This window comes from Pseudoalteromonas sp. JC28 (genome assembly GCF_013319255.1).
Classification (GTDB): domain Bacteria; phylum Pseudomonadota; class Gammaproteobacteria; order Enterobacterales; family Alteromonadaceae; genus Pseudoalteromonas.
In genome coordinates, this window is the sequence record NZ_QOKX01000004.1 from 115,089 (window position 1) to 141,643 (window position 26,555).

Consider the following 26,555-nt stretch of genomic DNA (forward strand, 5'->3'; position numbering starts at 1 on the left):
TGCAGCTAACGAGCGAATACTATGAAAGCATTATCCAAGTTGAAAGCTGAAGAAGGAATTTGGATGGCGGATGTGCCAAAACCGGAAGTAGGGCACAACGATCTATTGATCAAAATCCGTAAAACAGCAATTTGTGGTACCGACGTACACATCTACAAATGGGATGAGTGGGCACAAAACACGATCCCAACTCCAATGGTTGTGGGACACGAATACGTAGGTGAAGTGGTCGATATGGGCCAAGAGGTGCGTGGTTTTAGCATTGGCGACCGAGTATCTGGTGAAGGTCATATCACATGTGGTCACTGTCGTAATTGTCGTGCTGGTCGTGTTCACCTATGTCGTAACACCATTGGGGTAGGCGTTAACCGCGAAGGTTCATTTGCAGAATACTTGGTTATTCCTGCTTATAATGCGTTTAAGATCCCTGACAATATTTCTGACGAACTCGCTTCTATCTTCGACCCATTCGGTAATGCAGTGCACACCGCATTGTCGTTTGACTTAGTTGGTGAAGATGTCCTCATTACTGGTGCGGGTCCAATTGGTATTATGGCTGCGGCAGTGGCGAAGCACGTCGGTGCGCGTCATGTGGTGATCACAGATGTAAACGAATATCGCCTTGAACTTGCCACTAAAATGGGTGCTACGCGAGCAGTAAATGTTGCCAACGAAAGCCTCGAAACGGTTATGAAAGATCTTGGTATGACAGAAGGGTTCGATGTTGGGCTTGAAATGTCAGGTGTTCCTTCTGCATTTAAGGGCATGTTAAACAGCATGAACCATGGTGGTAAGATTGCAATGCTGGGCATTCCTCCTTCTGACATGGCGGTGGATTGGAACCAAGTGATCTTCAAGGGTCTAGTGATCAAGGGGATTTACGGCCGTGAAATGTTTGAAACTTGGTACAAAATGGCAAGTTTGATCCAGTCAGGCTTAAACCTTGACCCAATCATTACACATCAGTTCCATGTTGATGACTTCCAGACTGGCTTTGATACGATGATTTCAGGGCAATCAGGTAAAGTGATTCTGAATTGGGATTAATGCTCAACTTTGCTTAGTGCATGAATGAGTAGTTATAATAGAAAGACGGCTAGGTCGATAAGGCTTAAGCCGTCTTTTATTTTTTAGTTTTAAATGGGTAACACATGTCTTTTAAACATATTTCAGTAGCAGACACACAAGCGCTTTTAGGCAATGATGATGTAGTGGTAGCAGACATCCGCGATGAAAATACTTTTGCACAAGGGCATATCCCAGGCGCTGAGCATTTATCTAACACTAATCTTGCGCATTTTATGCAGGAAAAAGAGTTTGACCAACCTATTGTTGTGGTGTGTTATCACGGGATCTCCTCACAAGGCGCTGCTAACTACCTAGTTGAGCAAGGCTTTGAAGATGTTTACAGTATGGATGGCGGTTTTACGCAGTGGGCGAGTGAATTGCCAAACGAGATTGAAAAGTGAAGTTAATAGCCCATTATCACAATGCACGACTAGCACAAGGTGCGGTCGATTATTTTAAGACGCAAGGGGTTTATTGTGTTTTGCAAAGTCACGATGGGCAACAAGTTGAAGTTTGGCTAGAGCGTGGTGATGAAGCGCTTGCTATGCGTCTTTGGCAAACGTTTTTGGAGCAACCTGAGGCTGAACTATATCAAGCGGCTTCTTGGCAAACCGGAAGTACACAGGGGTTATTTAGCTACCAAGGCCAAAACTTAAACTTAGTAAAGCGCTTTTTGGGATTGAACTGGTTATTACAGGGCGTTTTTGGTGTCAGTATTATTATTTTTGTCGCCATGTTATTTGGTGACGCTAATGGCATCTTTTCTGCGCTACGTTTCTCCCTAGATAAACCTTGGACTTGGATAGCGCCTACACTGATACATTTTAGCGCCATACATTTGATTTTTAATTTAAGCTGGTGGTTACACCTTGGCGCGCAAATTTCAGAGAAACTAGGGCTCTGGGCGTTAGTTTGCATCTACTTTGTAACCGGCTTAACCAGTAATTTTATGCAGTACCTATTTGTTGACGCTAATTTTGGTGGACTAAGTGGCGTGGTCTACGGACTACTAGGCTTTTGCTGGGTAATTGGTCATCGAAATCCTGCCGGAGCCGCTTTGGTCTCTAAGCCAGTTATTGGTTTTATGCTGCTTTGGATGCTGTTTGGATTTACGGATATGTTTTTCATCAACATGGCTAACTGGGCACATTTGTTCGGACTGCTATCAGGTATGTTGGTTGCGGTATTTTGGCCTATCAACAGGCAACTCAAAGAGAATAGCTAGTTACTTCGAACTCGGATCTAGCGCTTCCGAGTTCTTGTATGAGTTGATTCGGTTAGTGATATAAATATTTGGTAAAAAGCACATCTCGAACAATTTCCTGCCCAGTTTCTTCTTTTAGCAATGTCTTTAGCTTTTCAGCACAGCGCTTTCTGATTTCTTCTCTGCCAGTTAATGATTTAATGGTTTCTTCGTTTTCTTTACTCAGGATCTGTACAATTGCATCTCTTAGTAAAGGTGTATGGTGCTCAACCACGGCAATATTCGCAACGTCATTCAGCATTAGGTCAACGGTGACTCGGACATAGCCAAGCTTTTTATTAGATTGGCCTATGTAGTTCGTGATGATATCTGGCTCAAACCCGAAATACCCAATAGTTGAATCCGCTTTTACAGGGGAAGCCGCGGTTAATGCAATGCACAAAGTGAGTACAACAGCCAACAGTCTCATGTTTTATCAGGTATCCTAATGCAAGTTACTTTTTACTTAGTTTATACATAATTGCGTTGATTTTACAGTTGGCTTCAGCACAAACATAAACTTTTTAGAAAGCCTCTGCTCTGCTATTATGACCGCGGATTTTTAAAACGGAAATAGAACGTTGCCTTTGCAATTACCCTTAGAGCTCCCCTGGCTGAAGAGCACACAGTTGGTGGATGTTGAGCCAGCACTTTCTCCTTATTTACTAGAGACCCAATCTCTAACCGCAAAATTGAAAGAAACTTGTGATAAATTTTCTGTGACTGTGCTTGCTAATGAACTCAGAAACGCTCCAGATGCGTTACGTACAGATCTTTCTGAGCAGGTTTGGTGCCGAGAAGTAACGCTAAATTGTAGCGGTAAAGCAGCTGTATTTGGACAAAGTTGGCTCAATGAGGAGGCATGTACTGTCGGAATGGATACAATTGGTGAGACGCCGTTAGGTGAGTTACTGTTTACTGATTCAAACTGGCAGCGCGGGACCCTTGAGTATCTTCGTTTAGCTACTTCCGACTATCCGACGCTGATTGAACTTATTGCACCCACCACTGGCGTCGTCCCAGAGCGTTTATTTGCCAGAAGAAGCTGGTTTAAAAACGGTAAAGCAAAGATTTTAGTTTGTGAAGTCTTTATATCGGAAAGCTTTTATGATTGAACACCAGAAATGGCAGGCTTACAGCCAACTTATGCGATTAGATAAGCCAATCGGAACTTTACTATTATTGTGGCCAACACTTTGGTCACTGTGGTTTGCAGCTGAAGGTATTCCAAGTATCTGGCTTATTGTTACTTTTGCACTTGGTGTATTTCTAATGCGAAGTGCGGGCTGTGTTATCAACGATTTCGCCGATCGCAAGGTTGATGGGGCTGTAAAGCGTACGGCGACAAGACCGCTTGCAAGGGGGGCCGTGACGAGTAAAGAAGCGCTAGGACTATTTGCTATTTTGGTAACGCTAGCTTTTATTCTGGTGCTTTTTTTAAACTGGCAGACTATTGCATTATCGTTTGGTGCACTTGTGTTGGCTTCTGTCTATCCTTTCATGAAGCGTTATACAAACTTACCTCAAATCGTACTTGGGGCTGCTTTTAGCTGGGCGATACCGATGGCCTTTATGGCAGTAAATCAGAATGTGCCAGTACTTGCTTGGGTGTTGTTTGCTGCGAATTTAATTTGGACGGTCGCTTATGACACCATGTACGCCATGGTAGATAGGGATGATGATTTGAAGATTGGGGTAAAGTCTACTGCGATTTTATTCGGAAAATGGGATCTCCACATTATTGCGTTGCTCAACATCACATTTATCGCGATGATGGCGGCAGTTGGTGTAACGTTTGATTTAAACCTCGCTTTTTGGTGTGGCTTACTCGCAGCCTCTGTGCTGCTTGTTAAACAACAATATGCCATACGCAATAGAGATAGAGATAGATGTTTTTGGGCTTTTTTAAACAATAATTATGTTGGCTTGGCGATTTTTGTAGGGGTCGTGTTGGGGTTTTTACCGCTTTAAAGCCGGTTATTAAAAACGGGCAAGTAATACAGATTATTTGCCCGTTTTTTGCAACTAATAAGTTACTGTTTTTTTGCTAGATGAAGATGCTGCATCCTCAATTAGCTCAAGCAAGTGATTTATATGTGCATTTGAACCAATTTGGTGATTGGTTTGTACAATCAATTGCTCTCTATCCAATGCCTTATTGGTTTTTAAGAAAACTAAGTTAGGATCTTGTGCGATGGTTTTGGAATGCTCAATGCTAGCAATTGCGAAACTGTTGCTATTCTTTAAGCCATCAATTACTTGCTCAATATTACCAATTTTAACGCTGGTTGATTTGTTTAGCGAATCAACGGCTTCATTAAGCATACCTTGAACTTGCTTTGATTGGGAAAAGCACCCATACATAGGATATTGCGTTAATTCAGCTTTTCTAATGCTGTCTTGGTTTGCTAGAGGGTGGTTTCTAGAAACAAACAAAACTAGCTGATCGGGTAGGTGAATATCGCTCACTATGCTATTTGCGCTTTGTAAATATACGCTAATATCAATTTCACCAAGTTGCAGCTTGCGAGTAAGCTCCAACTCATCTTGTAACTGCATCTCGATTTTTACATTAGGATACTGAGCTAAAAACTGACCGCAAGAAACTGGCACAATGCTACTTGCTTGTGTTGTATAACCAATAATTAACTTCTGGTTATCGCGACCAAACAAACTTTGCTTGATGGTTTTCTTGGTTAGGTCGAGTTCTGATAGCGTCGTTTTACAATACTTTAAGAACAGTTCACCTTGCTCAGTTAATTTTACTGAACGCGTTGAACGTTTAACGAGTTCACAACCTATTTCATCTTCAAGGGTTTGGATGCTTCGGGTAAGCGCTGAAGTACTGATCTGGGTTTGTTCTGCGGCTTGTCTAAAATGTCTTAAATTACCTAATGCTACGAACTGCTCGAGTTGTTCAAATCTCATGTGAAATTCCTTTTAATTTCAACTAAAACACATTTACTACGTCTTTTCCCAATAGTAATACACAAAACGAGAAAAAGAAAGTGAAGTTTTTACATTCTGATTACAAAGTTAGTCAGGGTACCTGTCACGTATCTCAATAAATTGTTCCAGATTATTTAGAAAAAGGTCAACTAATTTGGGGTCAAATTGTTTTCCTCTTTCTTTATTGAGTAATTCAATTATCTTTTCCAGCGGCCAAGCGGGCTTATAACAACGCTCGCTGCCCAGTGCATCAAAGACATCCGCCAGTGCTGTGATCCTCCCGACAATGTTTATTTGCTCAGCTTTCAAGCCGTTTGGATACCCAGAGCCATCCCACTTTTCGTGATGTTGATGCGCAATTAACGCACCACATTGCAGAATCTCATTTGTTGAATTTTTTAAGATTTCAAACCCTTGCTGTGCGTGAGTTTGCATAATTATCCATTCTTCATCAGTGAGTTTTCCGGGTTTATTCAGGATTTGATCTGGAATACTGATTTTGCCAATATCATGGAGCGGAGAGGCGAGTTTGATAATTTCTGCATGGTAGTGAGAAAGTCCATAAAGCTGGGCTAAAAGCATACTATAATGTGCCACGCGTTTTACGTGGGAGCCTGTTTCTTTCGAGCGTTTTTCGACGGCTTCACCCAAAATATAAGAAAGCTCTTTTTGAGAGTCTTTGACGGTTTCACGCAACTTTAAGTTGTCGTAGGCTAGCGCTATATTGTTTGCAAAAAATTCAAGTAGCTGGAAATCCATGCTATGAAGATCGCTATCCTTACTCACATAAATCATCGTTTCACTGCCTTCTCGGGAAGGGAAGTAGCCGATATATTCATTGCGGGTCTTCATAGATGATTTTTTGTTGTGCGTTTCTATAAATAAATTTTGTACATTCTCTGGCAAAGTTACATTACTTGGCTCTACGCCTGCACCAGAGGCTGCTAGTAACTTAAATTTTGTGGGCTCATTAGCTTGATGATTTACTGCTGCTGCACAGTATATTTCCGAATCTGATAATCCCATTACAGCGGATACATGGGATAATATAGTTGATGCAAAATCCTGAATATTGCTACACTTTAAAAAATTCGAAGATGCATCAATAATGCGTTCGAGTCCCATTTTGTGCTTTTCGATGGTTTGAATATCCCGGTGAGCGCGTAAAGCAGAATAGAGCAGCGTTTTTAACTTGACGGCAGTGAGCTCGGTTTTGTTCTTATAGTCATTAATATCGTAATCGCGAATAACCGATTCTTCCGGTGCTTCACCTGGCTGCCCTGTGCGCAGCACAAGGCGAATATCAAAGTTTTCTAAGTCATCACGGATATATCGCACTAAATCAAGCCCTGCATGATTACTTTCCATCACGACATCAATAAGGCCTACAGAAATATTCTGCTCCGTGTCCAAGATGACTTTTGCTTCTTGTGCTGAGTAGGCATGATGAAATCTCAATGCTTTATTCTCAAACTTAAAGCCGGACAACACCAGCTTAGTCACTTGGTGAATGTCTTCTTCATCGTCTACAACCAGAATATCCCAGTAGGTATCGGCCATTTGATTTATTGGGCTTTCTAGCACTTCATCTGAGAACAAAAATCCGCTCACAGATTGCTCCTCTTTTTATGCTGACTCAACGTTAGTATAGTCGGCAGTAACAAGGCCGCTAATCTTGTTGAGGTTTTTTCTCGATATTTTGCAATTCTAGTTCGATTGCATCGCAAGAAATGTGGATTTCATAAAGAGAAAGTAGCAATGATAAGGTTAGGCTACAGAGACTCGCACCAAATAATGTTACGCCAAGTAAGGATATTTCAAGGAACAAGGCAAACATTGAAGACGTACAAAGTAAAAACGCAATTACGCCCCATACTTGCATTCGTCTGATTAATCTAATTCGTTTCCTTAAGTTTTCGATTTGCGCTTTAACCAAAGATCTTATGGTGTCGCCTTCTCGAGCGTTTAATTCACGGATCAATTGTGCGAGTACCAAAAAGCGATTGGTGTAAGCGAGCAGTAATAAAGAAATTGCTGGGAATAATAGGCCCGGTGTTGTTAGAGTCATAATCGTATTTTAATGGAATAGCTTGATGTTTAAGTGTGATGATAATGAATGATTTTATCAAGAAACAAATGAGCACATTGAGTGCTAATTCAATAGTGAAGATAATGCAATGAGTGAACAATCTTTTCATTGGGTGCAATTGTGCGCTATCAGCGGCTTTGTTGAAGCGCATTTACTCAAAGGTCAACTAGAACAAGCGAATATTCAGGTTCGCTTACAAGGTGAGCATTTGTCAGGTGCTATTGGTGAAATTCCAGCAGAGCAAGCTGCCATCAAGCTCTTTGTTTATGCAATAAAGTTACCCGAGGCTCAGGAAATATTGGTAAACTATAACAAATCACGTCATCGCAGTGCCGCCGAGCTGTCGGATTGGCTATGTAACCACTGTGCAGAATTAAATGGACCAGCGTTTGAATATTGCTGGCAATGTGGAAATAAGCATGAGCAAAGCAAATAACTTTCAAAGAATTAGAGAGTTAAATTATCTTCAAAAGGCAGTCTTAGGTGCTGCTATTATTGAGCGTATGTTGCCAAATTATTCATTATTTAGTGAGGCTACGGGTTTTGGCGACGAGCAAGTTCTCAGAAATACGCTGAATTTAATCTGGGAGAAAATATTACTGCCAAAGAGCAAAATTAGCTTAGAAAAGCTGGTTGAAAAGGTTGAACCAAATGTACCTGAGCTCAGTGAGTTCGATATGTTTGGTACCTATCCCGCAATCGATGTAGCGACAGCGCTGTTAGGCATGTTGCAAGGCCTAATGACAAAAGATGAACATGAGTTTGTAAGCGTTGCCAAAATTTCTCAGGCAACGGTAGCTAAATACATCGAGTTTATGTTGATGGCGGAAGATATATCTCCAACAAATGAGTTAGTGCGTGAACACCCGCAGATGCAGTATGAAATTGAAATCCTCGCTGAGCTTATCGAACACGTGGAAAATATGGGGCGTATTAGCAGCGACTCGGTGAAGTCGCTAAAGGCCTTGGCACTAGCTGACGGCCAAACAAATATTGGTTTGGAACTTGAGTAGCTGATTTCGTATAATCAGCGGCTGCAGTAAAGAGTTTGGAGAAAGTAACTTGCGTATTTTGGGTATAGAATCCTCATGTGATGAGACGGGTATTGCTATTTATGATGATGAGCAAGGGCTGTTGGCACATCAATTATATTCTCAGGTAAAAGTACACGCCGATTATGGTGGGGTAGTGCCTGAACTTGCTTCTCGTGATCATGTACGCAAAACGATCCCTCTTATTGAAGCTGCTTTCGCGCAAGCGGGTTGCGGTCCTGAAGACCTTGATGGCATTGCTTATACCGCAGGGCCGGGTTTGGTCGGTGCTTTGTTAGTTGGCACCTCAATTGGTCGCTCGTTAGCATTTGGTTGGGGGATCCCAGCCGTTGCCGTACATCATATGGAAGGCCATTTGCTTGCCCCTATGCTTGAAGACGATAAACCAGAGTTCCCATTCGTCGCGCTGCTAGTCTCTGGTGGTCATACCATGATGGTCAAAGTCTCAGGTATCGGTGAGTATGAGGTACTTGGTGAGTCAGTGGATGATGCTGCTGGTGAAGCATTTGATAAAACCGCAAAGCTACTCGGCCTTGATTACCCTGGCGGCCCAATGCTTGCGAAAATGGCGACACAGGGTCAAGCAGGGCGATTTACTTTTCCAAAACCGATGACAGACAGACCAGGTCTGGATTTTAGTTTCAGTGGATTAAAAACCGCAGCGGCAAACACGATCCGTAATGAAGGCGATGATGAGCAAACGAAAGCAGATATCGCTCATGCCTTTCAAACTGCGGTCGTAGAAACACTAGCGATTAAGTGCAAGCGGGCACTGAAAGAAACAGGCATTAAAAGCCTTGTGATTGCAGGTGGCGTCAGCGCCAATACAGAACTTAGGCAAAAGCTTGAGCGCATGATGCTTGGTATGAAAGGGCGAGTTTATTATCCGCGCACTGAATTTTGTACAGACAATGGGGCGATGATAGCTTATGCAGGAATGCAGCGCCTAAAAGCAGGTCAGCATGCGCCACTTGATATGAAAACTAAGCCACGTTGGCCGCTGGATAGTCTAGAAAAAGTCTAGGGTCTGTTGATCTTTGCTGTTTGATTTTTGTTCTCCTGAGTGTGTTTTGGTCGCGACGCTCGACTTGCCGCCTAGTAATCTAGGCAAAAGTTGAGCAACAATGAACAAAGCGCACTCAGGTGAACCCAAAGGGCAGCGCTTGATCAGCATTTCTACTGTGTTATCGCCTGACTCACATAGAATAACTATGCTACGCAGGCTCTGCCTTGTACAAATACCAATCAAACTGCTGCAAAAACAAACTTGAAAGGTAAACAGGCCCTAGTCTTTAGACTTTTTCCCCACCTTGGGCTCTTTACCACTCAAGAGCCTTTTAATATTTGCCCTATGACGAATAATAATCACCACAGTTAAAAAGCTTACCGGCACCGTATAAAGCGGTTTTATCCACCATGTGTAAAGTGGAGCTGCTGCGACTGCGACAATCGCTGCGAGTGAAGAATAGCGTGTTAGCGCTAGCACCACGAGCCACGTACTAATCAATAGCCCACCCAATGACAAGCCGATGGGTAATAGCGCACCAAATGCCGTTGCTACCGCTTTACCACCGTTAAAGTGGAAGAAAATAGGATAAATGTGACCAAGGCATGCGCTTACGGCTATTGCACCTAACCACACAGGTTCTATTTTCAGAAAGTAGGCTCCCCACACCGGGATGGTTCCCTTTAAAATATCGAAGACGAGCACCAGCGCAGCTGGGATCTTTCCTCCCAATCTTAATACATTGGTTGCGCCTGGATTATTAGAACCATTAAAGCGTGGATCTGGTAGATTGAATAACCGACAAACCAGAATCGCTGAGGAAATCGATCCCAATAAATAAGCACATACGCACATTAAACTGATTAACACTGTCTTCCTTATTTTTTATTGCGTTGTTTTGGGCTATGATCGGCGGTCTTAAGTCCTGCACAGATCGCGAATTGCGATTAGAAAATGCGGGTGAATTACAGCGATAAACATGTTTGGAGTTTACATGGATAAAGTCTATATCTCACAGCTACACGTCGAAGCCATAATAGGAGTGTACGACTTTGAAAAAGAAAGTAAACAAAGCCTTTACTTTGATGTTGAGATGTTGACCGATATTAGCGCTGCCGCTCGCCATGACGATATTAGTTTGGCGGTTGATTATGCTAAAGTGAGTGAGCGTATTATTGCGCATACCCAAGCAAAACCAGTTGAGCTATTAGAAACGTTAGTTGAACAGCTTGCCGCAATGATCCTAAATGAATTTAATGTACAACAAGTGCTTATAAAAGTGAGTAAACCTGCTGCCGTGCCACAAGCACAAACGGTTGGTGTAGAAATTGTGCGTAAGAAGTAGAATTATCATGGCACAAATTTTTATCAGTCTCGGCTCAAACATAGAAAAAGAAAAAAACTTGCTGAGTGGCTTGAGCGTATTGATAGAACACTTTCCGGATTTTCAACATTCGAGTGTTTTTGAGAGTGAAGCCGTCGGGTTTGCTGGGAATAATTTCTATAACTCGGTCTTTGCGGCACAAACACAGCTGTCTTTAGACGAAGTGTATAAACTGCTCAAGTCGATAGAATACGATCATGGTCGTCGCTGTAGTGAAAAGAAGTTTAGTCCACGCACTTTAGATCTCGATATTCTCTTTTATGACCACCTTATTTGTTCATCACCCGCTCAGTTGCCTCGGGATGAAATAACCAAAAATGCCTTCGTGCTTCAGCCATTAGCTGAACTAGCTCCTGATTTTATCCATCCTGTTGAGGGTAAAAGCATTGCTCAGTTATGGCAGGAGTATCACAACCCAACTCAAAAATTATGGAAAGTGGAGTTTCCCAAGCAATGAGCTTTATTGAGATTGTCGTCCTTGCAATTATTCAAGGTCTCACTGAATTTTTACCTATTTCGAGTTCTGCCCACTTACTGCTACCTTCACAGGTACTAGGTTGGCAAGATCAGGGTCTTGCCTTTGATGTTGCTGTTCATGTTGGTACTTTGCTGGCTGTCGTTATTTATTTTCGACAAGACATTGTCAGCCTATTGGCAGGATGGTTCAAATCATTCTCAGGTACGCACTCGAAAGAAAGCCGGCTGACTTGGTGTATTGTGGTTGCCACTATTCCATTCGTGATCTTAGCTCCACTGCTTAAGGATATCGTAGAAGTTTATTTACGTAGTGCTTGGGTGATTGCAACATCGACGATAGTATTTGGTTTACTGCTTTGGTATGCCGACGTGAAAGCGAAACAAATCAAAGACGAATTTGCCTTAAACTGGAAAAGCGCATTGATACTGGGGCTTGCGCAAATTACCGCTGTTATTCCCGGCACATCGCGTTCAGGTATTACCATCACCGCAGGTTTATTACTCGGGCTTGATAAGAAAAGTGCGGCGCGCTTTTCGTTTTTAATGTCTATTCCAGTCATTTCGATGATGGGATTGTATTACAGTTTAGAGCTTGCTACCGGCGATGAAGTGGTTGATTGGAATGCGTTATTAAGTGGTGCAGCACTGTCGTTTATCTCAGCTTATGCCTGTATCTTCTTTTTCCTGAAAATCATAGAGCGCATGGGCATGATGCCATTTGTCATTTACCGCTTGCTACTTGGGGTGGGATTAATCGCTTTCTTGAGCCTAAGTTAATCTGGGCTTTGGATAATTCAGCAAGGTTAACAGAAAAGCCAGCTTGATGAAGCTGGCTTAGACTGCATTAAGCAATTTGCTTTTCCGCAAGGCATAATTCCATGGTCGCCTTCAACAGTCGATAAAGGTTTATAGATGCATCTATTTCTTCTTTACGGTTTGTTAAGCTCTCAATATTTAAGCCAAGAGAAATATCTAGATGTGAGCAGCTTTTTAAGATTTGATCTAGATTTTCTCTACAAATACGAATTGACTCACTTAGTGTATTGTCTGCATCTAACATGCGCCATTTGGTTGCTTCTGGTACTGAAATCCCCAGCCACTCCATAAACTGCAAGGTTTTTTCTCCACCACATGGAGTAAAGGTAAGAATAATGCGTTTTGGTGTTTGCCCTTGCTGTTTACAGGTGCGAGCATAGCTCGTAATAAGATCTATGGTTGCTTGAGCGTCATACACTGCTTGGGAAACAAAGAATTGGCAGCCTTGCTCTGTTTTATCAATTAATCTTTCGTGTTCATTACGCTTACTGGCGTGGCGCTCTGCGATAGTTACACCACCTAAGAAAAAGTCATCTTGATGATGCTTCAATACCTTATAGGCTTCAGAAAGCGGCAACTTAATATCGCCTTGTGAAGACGGATTGCCCACTAATACTAGATTGTTTAACCCATATTGCTGTTTTGTGCTGCTTAACCAATCGCCAAAAGCTTCACTATCGCGCTGTGCCACACTTTTATACGTAATTACATCAAGGTGTGATAATTCGCGGATCAACTGACTATATTCACACGGATCAACGGTGTGCTTAAAAGGGAATGGACGTGGTACTTGAGTACGGCTGCTTTCATCTTGAATGTCATAGATGATCACGCCGTCGTATTCAATCTCATGTAAACGGCCCAAAAGCTTAGCGGCAATTGATTTTAGCTGCTCTGGGTCGGTGCCAATCTTAGGTGGTGTGGTACCAATTAAATATACCCCTTGGTTAGGGTCAATGATTTTCTCTTGAAGCGTTAAAGCCATAATCCTCATTCCACAAAAGCATTTCTGTATCTCTTTACTAATATAGCAGCCATTTAGACGTCTAGATAGATTTTTTTTAATGAAAGAATTTCAATAATTATGAATTTATCTCAAGTGCTCAAACCAAAATTTCATATTTGTTTACACATTAGGATGGTAAATCACCTTGGAAATTAGCGAATTAGTATGGCTTTGGGGCATAATCAGGAGGTTTACTAACGTAAGTGAACACGACTTACTTAGAATAAAAAATATGATTAGGACCAAATTCATGAAATTCAAATTACTAGCAACCAGCTTTGCCGTAAGCTTAGCGCTTAGTGGCTGCGCAGCGACGAATTCAGACCAAGCCCAACAGTCAGCTGAAAGTACTCAAGCTGCCCAATCCAATAAAGTATTCGCCCAAGATTATGTTTTGGAAGAGCTAGAAAATGGCCTTCGCGTCATGGTAGTTAAAACTAACTATCCTGATGTGGTATCGCTACAGATCCCGGTTTCTGTTGGTTCGCGTAATGAAGTCGAAGCGGGTAAAACCGGCTTCGCTCATTTCTTTGAGCATATGATGTTCAAAGGCTCAGAAAAGTATCCACAAGACGTTTATTCGGACATTTTGAAAAATTCAGGTGTTGATAATCGCGCTTACACGACCAATGACTACACGAACTACCACCTAAATTTCTCGAAGCAGCATTTAGATAAAGTATTAGAAATCGAAGCGGATATCTTTCAGAACCTGACTTACAGTGAAGAACAGTTTCGTACTGAAGCACTAACCGTGAAAGGTGAATACCTTAAAAATAATGCCAGCCCAGTTCGAAAACTGCTTTCTGCGGTAAGAAAAGAAGCATTTGATAAACATACCTATAAACACACAACGATGGGCTTTTTTGAAGACATCGAAGCAATGCCAGATCAAATGGCCTATGGTAAAACCTTCTTTGAACGTTTTTACAAGCCAGAATACGTATCGCTTGTCATTGTGGGTGACGTAGATCCAAAAGAAACCATGGCTATGGTGAAAAAGCACTGGGGTAATTGGAAAAAGGGTGATTATCAAGCTGATATTCCAGTTGAGCCTAAACAAGAGAAAGCACGTTACGTTCATGAAAAATATGATGGCTTACCTGGTCACTGGTTGCTTGTTTCATATAAAGGCACTGCATGGGAGCCGAAGAAAAAAGACCGAGCTGCGCTTGATTTGATCTCGCAGTTATACTTCTCTCAAAACTCTGAGTTATATCAAGAGCTGGTGGTAGACAAACAGCTTGCAAGCCAAATGTTTACCTACAACCCTGAAACCAAAGACCCTGGTCTTCTGCATGTTTTCGTTAAAGTTGAAGATGAAAAAGATCTGGCGACAGTGCGTGATGCAATCAATAACACTTACGCAAAAGCACGCACAGAGCTGGTAGATGAAAATAAACTTGCTGCACTTAAATCAAACCTAAAGTACAGCTTTATTAACGGCCTTGACTCATCACAATCTATTGCTTCGACACTCGCAAGCTACATGCATTTTGAGCGTGACCCTGAAGTGGTGAATGCGCTTTATGCAAGTGCAGATAAAGTCACTGCGAAAGACATTCGTGATATTGCCAATAAATACTTTGTGGACAGCAGCCGCACAACGGTGACTATGTCTGCACTTGAGTCTGTGCCTGGTTTTGATAAGGAAGTTAACTTAGACAAGTTAGTGGCAAAAATGGACAAGCCAGTAACGCGTCATTTCAACGTATTAGACAAGACCAATAATTCACCGCTGGTGGATGTGAACTTTCTTTTTTACACAGGTGCTGCCGCAGATCCTGCAGGTAAAAAAGGTCTTGCTGCGCTTACTGCGGCTATGATTGCCAATGGTGGAAGTGAGTCGCAATCATACAAAGAAATTCAAAAGGCGCTGTATCCTATTGCTGGTAGCTTCGGTTATCAAATCGATAAAGAAATGATTTCTTTACGTGGTCGTATTCATAAAGATAACGCTGATCAATGGTATGGCATTGTGAGTCAGCAGCTTTTGAGCCCAGGGTTCAGAGAAGATGATTTTAAACGTCTGAAAAAAGAGCTAATCGACGGCATTAAGGCTGGTTTGAAAGCGTCAAATGATGAAGAACTAGGTAAAGAAGTGCTTTATCACGAGCTGTACAAAGGCCACCCATACGAAAGCTATAACTTTGGTGATTTATCAGACTTAGAAGCAATCACACTGGATGACGTTAAGGCTTTTTACGCTCAGCAATTTACTCAAGCTAAACTTAACGTGGGTATCACAGGTGCACTCGATAAACAGCTAAAAGAAACGATGTTTAACGATCTTGCGGCTTTACCTAAAGGCGAAGAAGCGCGTTTACAAGTGCCTGATGCCCCTAAACTGTCTGGCCATCACGCAACCATCGTAGAAAAGAATGCAAAATCAACAGCGGTGTCTTTTGGTTTCCCAATCGACACGGTTCGTAGCAGCAAAGACTGGGCTGCGCTTTGGTTAGTGCGTTCATACTTTGGTGAGCACCGCAGTTCAAACAGCCACTTGTACCAGCGTATCCGTCAGGTACGTGGTATGAACTATGGTGATTATGCATATATCGAATACTTCCCTCGTGGTATGTTCCAAACTAAGCCGGATGCAAACTTAGGTCGTAGTGAGCAAATTTTCCAAGTGTGGTTACGCCCACTTCGTTCTAATAACGATGCCCATTTTGCAACGCGTACTGCATTGTTTGAACTCGATAAGCTGATCAAAGAAGGGATGAGCCAAGCAGACTTTGAAGCAACACGTAACTTCTTAATCAACTTTGTGCCGCAAATGGTGGCGAGCCAAGATAGACAGCTAGGTTATGCACTTGATAGCCAGTTCTACAACACCGATGAGTTTGTTGCCTATGTGACAAAGCAGCTAGCGTCGCTGTCTGTTGAAGATATCAATCGAGTTATCAAAGAGAACTTGCAGACCGAAGATATTCACTATGTGTTTATCACTGGTGATGCAAAAGATATGGCGAAGCGCCTAAGTGCTGAGCAGCCATCTCCTATGACTTATAACACGAAAAAGCCTGATGTATTGCTGGCAGAAGATGCTGAAATTGCTACATACCCGCTAAATATTCCAAGTAAGAATATTAAAACGTTGGATGTAGAAAAAGTGTTTGAATAACGATTATTCAGCTTAATAAAAAATGGCGGCTAAAAATTTAGCCGCCATTTTTTTGTATCAAAACCACGCGTAATTTTAGGTTATGGTGTTGAACCACTCCACTGCGGCAGCTATCCAAATTAACGAGCTAATTAATAATGTCAGCGTAACGGCCGCTGATGCCATATCTTTTGCACGACCAGATAGTAAGTGATGCTCGGTACTCACTCGATCTGTCAGCGCTTCGATTGCCGAGTTGATAAGTTCTATGACTAATATCAACAGTACACTACCGACCAATAAGGCCCACTGAGCAATACTTTGCGCCAATATGATTGATAAAGGAAGACTTGCCACCAGTAACCACGTTTCTTGTCTAAATGCCGACTCTTCTTTATAAGCCGCTTTCATTCCTTTCGCCGAGCAATGCGTTGCTTTGATTATCCGCGCAAGCCCTGTGCCATTTGGTTTGTTGGTATCCGTTGTCTTGATCTTTATCGACATATTAGCGATCCCGCGTTGGTAGTATTCAATGGGGCGTTATTATACGAAGATCTACTCAGTTCGACAGTGCTAAATTGTAAGAATCTTTGGTCCAGCTGAGGGTATTTAAAACCAGGCTAAAATATGTTGGTTGGTTATTAGATATAACCAAGTGTTTGAAGCCTGATTTTTTATAATACATGACACTCAATGACTCTAAGCGTTACACTATGAGAAGTATCAGTATTATCGGAAGTTCGTCACATGAGACATGAGATTTGGAATAAGTTACGCGAAGAAGCCAATGAGTTGGTTGCTCGCGAACCATTGCTTGCTAGTCACGTTTACTCGAGTATTTTAAATCACGAGTGTCTTGGTTCTGCATTAAGCTTTATCGTTGCAAATAAGTTGGCGGATGCTGTGGTGTCAGCATTTACAATCCGCGAGCTGTTTGATCAGGCCTTTGTGCACTGCGATACTATGCTGACTCATGTTGCACATGATATAAAAGCTGTTAAAGATCGTGACCCAGCTGCCGATAGTTATCTCAACGTAATTTTAAATCTGAAAGGTTTTCATGCAATCCAAGCACATCGATTGGCATACTGCTTATGGCGTCAAGACAGAAAAGAGCTGGCTCGCTTTATACAGAGCAGAACCTCTGAAGTATTCGGTGTTGACATCCATCCTGCTTGTAAAGTCGGTCATGGTATTATGTTTGACCATGCGACTGGTATAGTCATTGGTGAAACAGCGGTTATTGAAGATAATGTTTCTATTCTGCAATCAGTCACACTTGGTGGTACGGGTAACGAGCAGGGTGACCGTCACCCGAAAATCCGCGCCGGTGTATTGATTGGTGCTGGTGCCAAAGTACTTGGCAACATTGAAGTAGGAGAGGGCGCTCGAATTGGGGCTGGTTCTGTTGTACTCAGCCCTGTAGCACCGCACACTACGGTAGTGGGGATCCCTGCTAAGGTGGTTGGTAAGCCATCATGCCCATGTCCTGCAGAGAGTATGAACCAAAACTTCCTAGAAGACGATGATAGGCTCGAAAATGAGTCTATCACTTCTGCGATGTTGTAGGTTATTAGATTAAAAATGGGGAAATCACTTCCCCATTTTTATGTCCGCTTACTGGGTTGCTTTGACCATAGACACCACCTCCCCATCAGCCAGTTGCGTAATTATCGGCTTTTCTGGGTCGACATCCGCCACTGACTTAATCACGTTATCTTCCTGCTTGGCAATACTATAGCCCCGAGCTAATACCGCCAGTGGGCTGACACTGTCTAGTTTTGCGCTTGATACCGCGAGTTGATGTCTTTGTGTATTAAGCTTTTGCTCCATTGCATACTGCAACTTATCACTGAGTTGTGCGACTAATTGCTTGAACTGGGCGATCCTTTGCTCTGGATGTAATCGATCAAATCTATGCTGCAACAGATGGAATTGCGATTGCTTTTGACGTAAGTGATGGGCTTGGGCACGAATTAATCGCTGCTCCAATTCATCAACTCGCTGTGTTTGCTGCATAAGTTGATTCTTAGGGTGTTGTAGCTGCAGTCGGGCTTCAAAGTTTGCTAATCGCTGTGATGCACCTTCAAGGCGACGTTTAAAAGCCTGATTGAGATATTGTAGCAACTGTGAAGTACGCTGTTTTAGCGCTTCTGAGTCTGGGCTCACTAATTCGGCAGCCGCCGATGGGGTTGGTGCTCTTACATCTGCAACATAGTCGGAAATGGTAGTATCTATTTCATGGCCGACTGCGCTTATCACCGGAATTGAGCTGGCAAAAATGGCCCTTGCGACGGGCTCCTCGTTAAAGCTCCATAAGTCTTCTAATGAGCCGCCACCTCTGCCAACGATCAATACGTCTACCTCGCGTCTAGCATTCGCCTGAGCGATTTGTTTGCAAATCTGCTGCTTGGCTTCATCGCCTTGCACTAGAGCTGGGTAAATTACAACTTGTAACTGTGGGGCACGACGTTTGAGTACAGTCAAAATATCCTTGATGGCAGCGCCAGTCGCTGAGGTGACGACCCCCACGCGATTAATGACACTTGGCAAAGGCTTTTTGTGACTAGCCGAAAACAGGCCTTCTGCGGCCAGCTGCATTTTAAGGGCGTCAAACTGTTGCTTGAGCAAGCCTTCACCAGCTGGGACCATTTGCTCGACTATCAATTGATAGTCGCCTCGCGGTTCATACACTGACACTCTAGCTTGTACCATTACCTGCTGACCGTTGGCAGGGCGGTGGTTACAGTATCGATTATTACCTCGCCACATGGCCGCTTTTATCTGTGCTTTGTCATCTTTTAGAGAAAAATACCAATGCCCTGAGGCCGGAGCAACAAAGTTTGAAATTTCTCCGGTGAGTTGTACAGAGGCAAAACCTTGCTCTAAGAGCGAGCGTATTTCTCTGTTAAGTCTTGATACAGAATAGGTTTTATTATTATTGGGGTATCCCATGTTGGCCTCCATAAAAAATTCACAGTCACTTTATCACATTTTTTGCTAAATTTTATTTACTCCCATAAGGAACGCTGATAAAATTCGCACGCAATTCCTTATACTCAGTTCACTTGAGAGAAGCCGCGAACATGCTAAGAATTGCAAAAGAAGCCCTTACCTTTGACGACGTACTTTTAGTACCAGCTCATTCAACTGTTCTTCCTCACACAGCAAACCTGAAAACGCGTTTGACTCGTGGGATTGAATTAAACTTACCGCTTGTTTCCGCTTCAATGGATACAGTGACAGAAGCGCGCTTAGCGATCGCTCTGGCACAAGAAGGTGGTATTGGTTTTATCCACAAAAACATGACTATCGAAGAGCAAGCTCGCAACGTGCGTAAAGTTAAGACGTATGAAGCGGGTATTATCTCTTTCCCTGTGACGGTTACTTCTGATCTTACGATTGCAGAAGCAATGGAGCTTGCACAGGACAAAGGGTTTTCAGGTTTCCCGGTTGTTGGTGCAAACAACCAACTTGAAGGCATCGTGACTAGCCGTGATATGCGTTTCGAAACTAAGCTAGAAAAAGCAGTTTCAACGGTAATGACTAAGAAAGATGACTTAGTGACAGTAAAAGAAGGCGCATCTCGTGAAGAGATCCTTGGCCTCATGCACGAACACCGTATCGAAAAAATCTTAGTGGTTGATGACGCATTTGCACTAAAAGGCATGATCACCGTTAAGGATTACCAAAAAGCGCAAGATAAACCAAACGCGTGTAAAGATGAGCAAGGCCGTCTTCGTGTTGGTGCTGCTGTTGGTGTTGGTGCTGGCACTGATGAGCGTATTGCTGCTTTGGTTGAAGCGGGTGTTGATGTACTACTAATCGATACTTCTCACGGCCATTCTCAAGGTGTTATTGACCGCGTTAAAGCCACGCGCGAAACTTATCCAGAGCTACAAATCGTTGCAGGTAACGTCGCAACTTCAGAAGGTGCAATTGCATTGGCTGATGCTGGTGCAGATGCCGTTAAAGTGGGTATTGGCCCAGGCTCTATCTGTACTACTCGTATCGTGACTGGCTGTGGTGTACCACAAATAACTGCTATCTCTGATGCAGTAGAAGGCCTAAAAGGTCGTGATATTCCAGTGATTGCCGACGGCGGTATCCGTTTCTCTGGTGATATCGTAAAAGCGCTAGTTGCTGGTGCTGCATGTGTAATGGTGGGGTCTATGCTAGCGGGTACTGAAGAGTCTCCTGGTGAAGTTGAACTATACCAAGGCCGTTACTACAAGTCTTACCGTGGTATGGGTTCTCTTGGTGCGATGAATCAAAAAGAAGGTTCGTCTGACCGTTACTTCCAGAAGAGCGATGCTGCTGACAAACTAGTACCTGAAGGTATCGAAGGTCGCGTAGCATACAAAGGACCAATCGCAACGATTATCCATCAGCAAATCGGTGGTATTCGCAGTGCAATGGGTCTAACAGGTTGTGCAACCATCACTGAATTAAATACTAAGCCGCAGTTTGTTCGTGTGACTTCTGCGGGTATGGGTGAGTCTCACGTACATGACGTGCAGATCACCAAAGAGGCGCCTAACTACCGCATGGGTTAAGCCTCAAGGCGTGTTTCTGGGCTAGCAAGTTGCTAGCCCTTATTACTTTTGATAGAGGCGCAATGCGGCTTTATCCTGTTTAGTTCCTAACTAACGAGATTATCAATGAGCAAAGATATCCACGATTCCCGAATTTTGATCTTAGACTTTGGTTCGCAATACACTCAGCTAATTGCACGTCGTGTACGTGAAATTGGTGTTTACTGTGAACTTTGGGCTTGGGATGTGACAGAAGAGCAAATCCGTGAGTTCAACCCTCAAGGTATCATTCTATCAGGTGGCCCAGAGTCAACGACGCTTGAAGGTAGCCCAAAAGCACCAGATTATGTATTCGAAGCAGGCGTGCCTGTACTGGGTATCTGTTATGGTATGCAGACGATGGCAATGCAGCTTGGTGGTCAGGTACATAGCTCAGATAAAAAAGAATTCGGCTACGCAAAAGTAGAGAAAGTAGGCGACTGTAAGCTATTTGAAGCGATTGAAGATCACATCGAAGATGGTGCTGGTTACCTAGACGTGTGGATGAGCCATGGCGATAAAGTTGCTAAAATTCCAGATACATTCAAAACTTCAGCGAGAACGGATACTTGTCCTCATGCGGCAATGTCTTGGGAAGAAAAGCGCTTCTACGGTGTACAGTTTCACCCAGAAGTAACGCATACTCAGCAAGGTTTGCGTTTACTAGAGCGTTTTGCAATTGATATCTGTGGGTGTGAAAAACTATGGACGCCTGAGCAAATCATTGAAGATGCAATTGAGCGTATCAAAGAGAAAGTAGGGGATGACGAAGTTATCCTTGGCCTATCTGGTGGTGTTGATTCGTCAGTGGTTGCAATGCTTATTCACCGTGCGATTGGCGATAAGCTAACCTGTGTATTTGTTGATAATGGCCTACTACGCTTGAATGAAGGCCAGCAAGTAATGGATATGTTCGGTGATAAGTTTGGTCTGAACATCATCAAGGTAGAAGCTGAAGATCGTTTCCTTAATGCGCTTAACGGTTTAAATGACCCTGAAGACAAACGTAAAGCAATTGGTCACACCTTTATTGAAGTATTCGATGAGCAAGCCAGCCAGCGCGTGAATGCAAAATGGTTAGCACAAGGTACAATTTACCCTGATGTTATCGAATCGGCAGCATCTAAAACCGGTAAAGCACATGTGATCAAATCTCACCACAACGTGGGTGGATTACCTGAAGATATGGAGCTAGGTCTGGTTGAGCCACTACGTGAACTATTTAAAGATGAAGTTCGCAAGATTGGTCTAGAGCTTGGATTACCGTATGACATGCTTTATCGTCACCCGTTCCCAGGTCCAGGTCTTGGTGTTCGTGTGCTTGGCGAAATCAAGAAAGAATACTGTGACTTACTGCGCCGTGCTGACGCTATCTTCATTGAAGAGCTACATAAAGCGGACCTATACCACAAAGTATCTCAGGCATTCGCCGTGTTCCTGCCGGTACGCTCTGTTGGCGTGATGGGCGATGCACGTAAATACGATTGGGTGATCTCACTACGTTGTGTTGAAACTATCGACTTTATGACAGCACGTTGGTCGCATTTACCATACGAGCTACTAGGCCACGTTTCAAACCGTATCATCAACGAAATTGATGGTATTTCTCGCGTGGTTTACGATGTATCAGGTAAGCCGCCAGCGACAATCGAGTGGGAATAGGCTTGGTTGTAAAAACCTAACCTAGCTTTCGTTAGATTAATAAAAGGCCAGTCAGTATTTCTGACTGGCTTTTTTTATGAATTCTTACTTTCTTAAAAAACCTTGCGGAGGTATTTGGTTTCTTCGCAGTGATGTTTATAGTGATGCTGGCCTGCTATTTTTTGGAGCCGTGGCTACACAGCACCTCATTTCACATATATCAAACCGATTATGGTGAAGCTGTAACTTGTTTTTGGACATATCCGAGTTAAAGCATTAACTCTAGCTCGTCAGTTTCGTATAAAAATTTCTATGGATTAACTCCGTTATGAGTGGTGAGTAATAGCTTGCTAAAATGTGAAACGAAGTGGAACCGAGCAAGCTGTTACGAATCCAACTTAATGGCCTTGTTAAATGGCCGATTCCAACCGAACTATTTCCGAATAAAATCAACTAAATCTTTCAGTTTATTTTCTAGGTCAAGAATCGAACAGTGTTTTTTATCGAGCTTATCGACTACCGCTTTAGCAATAGGTACTTTTTTGCTTGCATAACTTAAAGCAATATTACTCAATGAAAGGGCATCTAGCGGAGTATTATCATCAAATTGATAACAATCGGAAATAGCTTTATCGAATGAATCAAATTTTTTGAATATAAAGTCTGAAGCTTGAGTTGATTTTAACGACAGTTTCTTATGGTTATTTCGCTTGCCAATTGATTCACGCTTGAAACCTTGGCTAGTTAAAATGTCAAAGAGTAAATCTTTGCAAATATAATTCTCAATCTCACGACCTTCCGTAATCCACACTTTGACATAATCATCTAATGTTGAATCTAAACCAGCATTATTAGCATTGGCTGTTCGAAGTCTATTCAACATAGAGCTTAGATATGCTTTAAAACCCTCATCATCTCGGTCTATTTGCGAAGAACAATCAGAATCGGCAATCAAGCATGCCTTCCTACTGGTGCTAAAAATATTAATTAGATTTTCACCAATATCATCTAGTACTGTGAAAGAGGCTAAGTTTGTACCACCAAAGTACAAGAAGGAGTAGTCTTTTCCTTCTTTCAGTTCTCCGTCAGAATATATATCAATCCATTTTTTCAAGTAAATCCTATCACTAGGCCCTTCAACCCATAAAATAGTATTAGATTGAAGTATTTGAGAAGCTTTTACGCCCAATGAATCTAATGTTTCATAATACTTGATTATATTGTCATTTGGGGTAATTGAGCTTGCGCCATTGGGCGATTTTAAAGTTCTGTATACAGCCCAGTTTTCATTTAGGCAGTCAATAAGGGATGGAGAATGAGTAGTAATAAAGAATCTATGATTATTTAGCTCTTTCTCAAAAATACTTATAAGTTTAACTACTGCTTCTGGGTGTAAATTGGCTTCGGGTTCTTCGAGAAAAACGTTTAAATTGACTTCCTTGTTAATCCAAAGGTGTGATAGCAACATTACTATTTGAGAGACCCCAGTACCTAACTGATCTAAAGAAAAGGATAGTCCTGATGCAAATTCAAGATTTAAATCCTTATCTACAACTTCAATATTAGTTACTTCCTCAGCTAAAATATCAGTTAGCCACTGCTTAATTTGTTTTTTATATCCAGCCCAGTTTGATGGAGTTGCTCTGTCGAGTCTTAACTTATCAAGTTCTTCAATAATTTTTGCGCCATCAAAATAGTATCTTTGCTCATTATTCGAATTGCGCGAGTAATGTCGAATAGGGTCAACAAACACCAATGAATTTAAGAAGCTTCTCCAATAAAATTCATTATCACTAAACCCTGCTACATCGTCTGTCGGGTCTATCCATGTATTTGCTTCCAAATCAGAACAGATTAAATTACTATCATTGAAGATCGGCTTACGATTAACCTTCATGTTTAAAACAGATATATTAGAACTAACATCATGGTAGCAATCTAGCGTAACTTTATTCTCATTTGCCGTATAAGAAACTTTATCATCTTCCGTGAAGATATTATCGTTTGAAAGTGAAATTTCACAGTTAATTTTCTCCTTTCCCCAACCCCATGTTTGGCTTTCATCAAGTTCAGTGGCAACTGAAATCGCAGTTCCAGTAGTCAGATTTTCACTAGCTATACTTTTTAAGTAATTAAAATATTTGGCCAAATTAGATTTTCCTGAGTTATTTGGTCCAATAATTAGGTTTATCGACTTTAATCCGCTTATATAAACGCCATTTAAATCATATGAGCGCCAACCACAAAGTTTTATAGAGTCAATCTTCATTTAGATTTGTCCTGCTTATGCCAAGAGTCAACTAAAGCTTTTAAAGAATAGGTTTCAGGCTTCCCTAGTTTCCAAGATTTATGATATCTAACGTCATTACTTCTAGGCATTGGGTTAGGCACCCTAAATTGAACTTTTCTTGGTAAATTAATTGAGTCTCCAGAAACAAATGCCTCACCGTCTCTAAGACTAGGTAAGAAGTCAACTTGACCAGCTAATGTATCTGGCAACAACCTTTTAATCTTGTTTTGGTCTAGATCATTGGTAAGTCGAAGGGTTATATATGTTCCGCATTGAGATAAGACAGTTGTTGAAACATTTGATGGGCGTTGAGTAACAACGGTCAAACCAACACCATACTTCCTCCCTTCTTTTGCAATTCTCTCAACTCGTTCTTTTGCTATATTGAACTTTGAATCGCTATCTTCTGGAATATAGGTGTGAGCCTCTTCTAGTATTAAGTTAAGAGGGATGTTTTCAGGGTCTAAATCCCAATATTTAAAGTCGAAACATAATCTTGAAATAACGCCAACACAAACAGCTCTTACTTCTGCGGGCAAGCCACTTAAATCTAATATGTTTAAATATGCTTCAGATTCAGATAAGCCTAAAATAAATTCAAAATATTCGACTATTGATGTTTCATCATCAATTTTTCGATGAAGAAATGAGTAACGAGTATCATGACGTACAGCTTGGAGTTTAAGAATAATACTCTCATATGGTTTCTTATTAGTAGCATTATTTTGAGAATCCTTTTCAGCTATTATTTCATCTAAAAGAGTATCAATACTGAAAAAAATTGGTGTGTCTGCAGAAACAACTACACCATCGATATTTTGCTTTTTAGCTTCTATTTCTTTTTGTTTCGTTATAAGCCTTTTTATTATAGCTTTCTGATTAGAACCAGGTTCAAGATTATAAACACCGAAGAACTCTTCTAAATCTAAAAACCAGTATGGAAGTGTAAAATCATTCCAAGGAATTGCATTTGTTCTATTTTTAAAGTCTTCGTTTGGTGCTTTATCGTTATAGCCAAATGCTGAAGGGTATTCATTATGAATATCAAAAAACAATATTCTAGGACACTCATAGCTTGATAATATTGATTGAACTATCGATGCGACGGTGCAACTTTTACCACTACCTGTAGTACCTAATATGGCGGTATGCCGCCCCATTAGCTTATCTAAGTTTAAATACGTTTGATCGTCATCGTTTGGATCAGTAACACAAAAGTGCTCTTTGTCTTCATTTAGGTCTATGCCTATTAATTGGTTTACTTGGTCACTGCTAAGAAAATATGTATCACAATTTATTGTGGGAAGACGTTTGGTGCCTCGATTAAACTTACCATTGATAGCACAACCCAATATTGAGAGCGTTACTACTTTCCTCTCTTCCCTAACAATTTCAAGCCCATCATTTGATCTTTTTGTTCTCTCAACTTCAGTGATCTGAACTTTGCTTATGGTACAAATTGTATTACCGTGCGCTCCGCCACAGTTAACATAAGCACCAACCTCAGCGCAGTGCTTTATACTTTGAAACTCGCGCTCTAGAACATCTGCATGAAGTATAATTGCGGCACCGTCAACTTCTTTAATTTTACCAAATTTTAAAGCTTGTTCTCTTAATGATGTTGTCAATTTATAACTTCCTTCATTGTCTTTATAATATCTTCAGAAAATATAGACACCATAGCAGCACCATACTGTTCTAGAGGTCTCATTCTTCCTTCCACTCATAAATTGCAGAACATGTCTGAATAATCATAAGTGCTCAACTAGGCTCATAATCTGCTATTAGTATATGTATGTCAAAGTTAACTGATATTCAATGTTTGAACTTTGGTTCAAAACTCATTTTGGCGCA

At 41.8% G+C, this 26,555-nt stretch carries 25 protein-coding genes; 15 read left to right on the top strand and 10 right to left on the bottom strand.

The genetic code is table 11. The annotated features are described in order from the left end of the window. Positions 1-21: 21 nt before the first annotated feature. The 3 genes from tdh (at position 22) to glpG (ending at position 2,293) form a co-directional block, all read left to right on the top strand. Entirely contained in the window at positions 22-1,047 is a 1,026-nt protein-coding gene (tdh, locus tag DS891_RS10375; protein ID WP_010607622.1) for an L-threonine 3-dehydrogenase, read from the top strand. A 104-nt stretch (positions 1,048-1,151) separates the two neighbouring features. After that, positions 1,152-1,469: a thiosulfate sulfurtransferase GlpE gene (gene glpE / locus DS891_RS10380; RefSeq protein ID WP_174169748.1), complete on the top strand. Its 318-nt coding sequence runs from the start codon at positions 1,152-1,154 to the stop codon at positions 1,467-1,469. Then, positions 1,466-2,293: a rhomboid family intramembrane serine protease GlpG gene (gene glpG, locus DS891_RS10385; protein WP_010607623.1), complete on the top strand. Its 828-nt coding sequence runs from the start codon at positions 1,466-1,468 to the stop codon at positions 2,291-2,293. Before glpE ends, glpG begins: the two co-directional genes overlap by 4 nt. 52 nt (positions 2,294-2,345) lie before the next feature. On the opposite strand, the gene DS891_RS10390 is transcribed toward glpG, so the two are convergent. After that, complete coding sequence (locus tag DS891_RS10390; protein WP_010607624.1) at positions 2,346-2,741, bottom strand: flagellar basal body-associated protein FliL; 396 nt, start codon at positions 2,739-2,741, stop codon at positions 2,346-2,348. A gap of 157 nt (positions 2,742-2,898) precedes the next feature. On the opposite strand from DS891_RS10390, the gene DS891_RS10395 reads away from it, so the two are divergent. Together DS891_RS10395 and ubiA are read left to right on the top strand one after the other, a co-directional pair. Continuing rightward, positions 2,899-3,426 (top strand): chorismate lyase, encoded by a 528-nt coding sequence (locus DS891_RS10395; protein WP_254605827.1) that lies wholly within the window; start codon positions 2,899-2,901, stop codon positions 3,424-3,426. After that, positions 3,419-4,282: a 4-hydroxybenzoate octaprenyltransferase gene (gene ubiA, locus DS891_RS10400; RefSeq protein WP_174169750.1), complete on the top strand. Its 864-nt coding sequence runs from the start codon at positions 3,419-3,421 to the stop codon at positions 4,280-4,282. Before DS891_RS10395 ends, ubiA begins: the two co-directional genes overlap by 8 nt. A 54-nt stretch (positions 4,283-4,336) precedes the next feature. On the opposite strand, the gene DS891_RS10405 is transcribed toward ubiA, so the two are convergent. From DS891_RS10405 to DS891_RS10415, 3 genes are all read right to left on the bottom strand, one after another. Further along, positions 4,337-5,239 carry a LysR family transcriptional regulator gene (locus DS891_RS10405; RefSeq protein WP_010607627.1) on the bottom strand — a complete coding sequence of 301 codons (903 nt, stop codon included), beginning with the start codon at positions 5,237-5,239 and terminating at the stop codon, positions 4,337-4,339. Between the two features lie 108 nt (positions 5,240-5,347). Further along, positions 5,348-6,871 carry a DUF3369 domain-containing protein gene (locus tag DS891_RS10410; RefSeq protein ID WP_010607628.1) on the bottom strand — a complete coding sequence of 508 codons (1,524 nt, stop codon included), beginning with the start codon at positions 6,869-6,871 and terminating at the stop codon, positions 5,348-5,350. Positions 6,872-6,929: 58 nt separating this feature from the next. Further along, entirely contained in the window at positions 6,930-7,328 is a 399-nt protein-coding gene (locus DS891_RS10415) for a DUF2721 domain-containing protein (protein ID WP_010374626.1), read from the bottom strand. A 109-nt stretch (positions 7,329-7,437) separates the two neighbouring features. On the opposite strand from DS891_RS10415, the gene DS891_RS10420 reads away from it, so the two are divergent. From DS891_RS10420 to tsaD, 3 genes are read left to right on the top strand one after another with little or no spacing between them, the layout of a single operon-like run. Then, positions 7,438-7,785, top strand: a complete 348-nt coding sequence (locus DS891_RS10420; protein WP_010607629.1) for a DUF2007 domain-containing protein — start codon at positions 7,438-7,440, stop codon at positions 7,783-7,785. Then, complete coding sequence (locus tag DS891_RS10425) at positions 7,769-8,362, top strand: YjaG family protein (protein WP_174169751.1); 594 nt, start codon at positions 7,769-7,771, stop codon at positions 8,360-8,362. The genes DS891_RS10420 and DS891_RS10425 overlap by 17 nt, the downstream gene beginning before the upstream one ends. A gap of 49 nt (positions 8,363-8,411) precedes the next feature. Further along, on the top strand, positions 8,412-9,425 hold the full coding sequence (gene tsaD / locus DS891_RS10430; RefSeq protein ID WP_010607631.1) for a tRNA (adenosine(37)-N6)-threonylcarbamoyltransferase complex transferase subunit TsaD: 1,014 nt from the start codon (positions 8,412-8,414) through the stop codon (positions 9,423-9,425). A gap of 261 nt (positions 9,426-9,686) precedes the next feature. Here the strand turns inward: tsaD and plsY are convergent, their stop codons facing one another. Beyond that, positions 9,687-10,277, bottom strand: coding sequence for a glycerol-3-phosphate 1-O-acyltransferase PlsY (gene plsY / locus DS891_RS10435; protein ID WP_029215929.1), 591 nt, complete (start codon positions 10,275-10,277; stop codon positions 9,687-9,689). 124 nt (positions 10,278-10,401) lie between these two features. On the opposite strand from plsY, the gene folB reads away from it, so the two are divergent. From folB to DS891_RS10450, 3 genes are read left to right on the top strand one after another with little or no spacing between them, the layout of a single operon-like run. Further along, on the top strand, positions 10,402-10,752 hold the full coding sequence (gene folB / locus DS891_RS10440; protein WP_010607633.1) for a dihydroneopterin aldolase: 351 nt from the start codon (positions 10,402-10,404) through the stop codon (positions 10,750-10,752). A gap of 7 nt (positions 10,753-10,759) precedes the next feature. Then, positions 10,760-11,248 (top strand): 2-amino-4-hydroxy-6-hydroxymethyldihydropteridine diphosphokinase, encoded by a 489-nt coding sequence (gene folK / locus DS891_RS10445; protein ID WP_095729838.1) that lies wholly within the window; start codon positions 10,760-10,762, stop codon positions 11,246-11,248. Then, positions 11,245-12,045 (top strand): undecaprenyl-diphosphate phosphatase, encoded by an 801-nt coding sequence (locus DS891_RS10450; protein WP_010607635.1) that lies wholly within the window; start codon positions 11,245-11,247, stop codon positions 12,043-12,045. The genes folK and DS891_RS10450 overlap by 4 nt, the downstream gene beginning before the upstream one ends. A 67-nt stretch (positions 12,046-12,112) precedes the next feature. On the opposite strand, the gene DS891_RS10455 is transcribed toward DS891_RS10450, so the two are convergent. Beyond that, entirely contained in the window at positions 12,113-13,069 is a 957-nt protein-coding gene (locus DS891_RS10455; RefSeq protein ID WP_174169752.1) for a methylenetetrahydrofolate reductase, read from the bottom strand. A gap of 271 nt (positions 13,070-13,340) precedes the next feature. Between DS891_RS10455 and DS891_RS10460 the strand changes: the two genes are divergently transcribed. Next, positions 13,341-16,217, top strand: coding sequence for a pitrilysin family protein (locus DS891_RS10460; protein WP_174169753.1), 2,877 nt, complete (start codon positions 13,341-13,343; stop codon positions 16,215-16,217). Between the two features lie 75 nt (positions 16,218-16,292). Here DS891_RS10460 and DS891_RS10465 read toward each other — a convergent pair whose 3' ends face one another. Further along, positions 16,293-16,700 (bottom strand): diacylglycerol kinase, encoded by a 408-nt coding sequence (locus DS891_RS10465; RefSeq protein ID WP_010374636.1) that lies wholly within the window; start codon positions 16,698-16,700, stop codon positions 16,293-16,295. A gap of 243 nt (positions 16,701-16,943) precedes the next feature. Here DS891_RS10465 and cysE point away from each other — a divergent pair, with 243 nt between their 5' ends. Further along, positions 16,944-17,765 (top strand): serine O-acetyltransferase, encoded by an 822-nt coding sequence (gene cysE, locus DS891_RS10470; protein WP_010607638.1) that lies wholly within the window; start codon positions 16,944-16,946, stop codon positions 17,763-17,765. Between the two features lie 48 nt (positions 17,766-17,813). Here cysE and xseA read toward each other — a convergent pair whose 3' ends face one another. Next, complete coding sequence (gene xseA / locus DS891_RS10475) at positions 17,814-19,151, bottom strand: exodeoxyribonuclease VII large subunit (RefSeq protein WP_174169754.1); 1,338 nt, start codon at positions 19,149-19,151, stop codon at positions 17,814-17,816. A gap of 131 nt (positions 19,152-19,282) precedes the next feature. Here xseA and guaB point away from each other — a divergent pair, with 131 nt between their 5' ends. Together guaB and guaA are read left to right on the top strand one after the other, a co-directional pair. Further along, entirely contained in the window at positions 19,283-20,752 is a 1,470-nt protein-coding gene (guaB, locus tag DS891_RS10480; protein ID WP_174169755.1) for an IMP dehydrogenase, read from the top strand. Positions 20,753-20,857: 105 nt separating this feature from the next. After that, positions 20,858-22,432, top strand: a complete 1,575-nt coding sequence (guaA, locus tag DS891_RS10485) for a glutamine-hydrolyzing GMP synthase (protein WP_102057462.1) — start codon at positions 20,858-20,860, stop codon at positions 22,430-22,432. Between the two features lie 412 nt (positions 22,433-22,844). Here guaA and DS891_RS10490 read toward each other — a convergent pair whose 3' ends face one another. Further along, on the bottom strand, positions 22,845-24,680 hold the full coding sequence (locus DS891_RS10490; RefSeq protein WP_174169756.1) for an ATP-dependent endonuclease: 1,836 nt from the start codon (positions 24,678-24,680) through the stop codon (positions 22,845-22,847). After that, complete coding sequence (locus DS891_RS10495; protein ID WP_025768383.1) at positions 24,677-26,329, bottom strand: ATP-binding protein; 1,653 nt, start codon at positions 26,327-26,329, stop codon at positions 24,677-24,679. The genes DS891_RS10490 and DS891_RS10495 overlap by 4 nt, the downstream gene beginning before the upstream one ends. Between the last annotated feature and the right edge of the window lie 226 nt (positions 26,330-26,555).

Coding starts and splice junctions, on each gene's coding strand:
- guaB (WP_174169755.1), top strand. CDS start 19,283: ATGCTAAGAATTGCAAAAGAAGCCCTTACCTTTGACGACGTACTTTTA.
- xseA (WP_174169754.1), bottom strand. CDS start 19,151: ATGGGATACCCCAATAATAATAAAACCTATTCTGTATCAAGACTTAAC.
- DS891_RS10390 (WP_010607624.1), bottom strand. CDS start 2,741: ATGAGACTGTTGGCTGTTGTACTCACTTTGTGCATTGCATTAACCGCG.
- folK (WP_095729838.1), top strand. CDS start 10,760: ATGGCACAAATTTTTATCAGTCTCGGCTCAAACATAGAAAAAGAAAAA.
- DS891_RS10420 (WP_010607629.1), top strand. CDS start 7,438: ATGAGTGAACAATCTTTTCATTGGGTGCAATTGTGCGCTATCAGCGGC.
- DS891_RS10455 (WP_174169752.1), bottom strand. CDS start 13,069: ATGGCTTTAACGCTTCAAGAGAAAATCATTGACCCTAACCAAGGGGTA.
- folB (WP_010607633.1), top strand. CDS start 10,402: ATGGATAAAGTCTATATCTCACAGCTACACGTCGAAGCCATAATAGGA.
- DS891_RS10465 (WP_010374636.1), bottom strand. CDS start 16,700: ATGTCGATAAAGATCAAGACAACGGATACCAACAAACCAAATGGCACA.
- DS891_RS10405 (WP_010607627.1), bottom strand. CDS start 5,239: ATGAGATTTGAACAACTCGAGCAGTTCGTAGCATTAGGTAATTTAAGA.
- DS891_RS10490 (WP_174169756.1), bottom strand. CDS start 24,680: ATGAAGATTGACTCTATAAAACTTTGTGGTTGGCGCTCATATGATTTA.
- DS891_RS10415 (WP_010374626.1), bottom strand. CDS start 7,328: ATGACTCTAACAACACCGGGCCTATTATTCCCAGCAATTTCTTTATTA.
- DS891_RS10450 (WP_010607635.1), top strand. CDS start 11,245: ATGAGCTTTATTGAGATTGTCGTCCTTGCAATTATTCAAGGTCTCACT.
- cysE (WP_010607638.1), top strand. CDS start 16,944: ATGAGACATGAGATTTGGAATAAGTTACGCGAAGAAGCCAATGAGTTG.
- ubiA (WP_174169750.1), top strand. CDS start 3,419: ATGATTGAACACCAGAAATGGCAGGCTTACAGCCAACTTATGCGATTA.
- tdh (WP_010607622.1), top strand. CDS start 22: ATGAAAGCATTATCCAAGTTGAAAGCTGAAGAAGGAATTTGGATGGCG.
- DS891_RS10425 (WP_174169751.1), top strand. CDS start 7,769: ATGAGCAAAGCAAATAACTTTCAAAGAATTAGAGAGTTAAATTATCTT.
- glpE (WP_174169748.1), top strand. CDS start 1,152: ATGTCTTTTAAACATATTTCAGTAGCAGACACACAAGCGCTTTTAGGC.
- DS891_RS10460 (WP_174169753.1), top strand. CDS start 13,341: ATGAAATTCAAATTACTAGCAACCAGCTTTGCCGTAAGCTTAGCGCTT.
- guaA (WP_102057462.1), top strand. CDS start 20,858: ATGAGCAAAGATATCCACGATTCCCGAATTTTGATCTTAGACTTTGGT.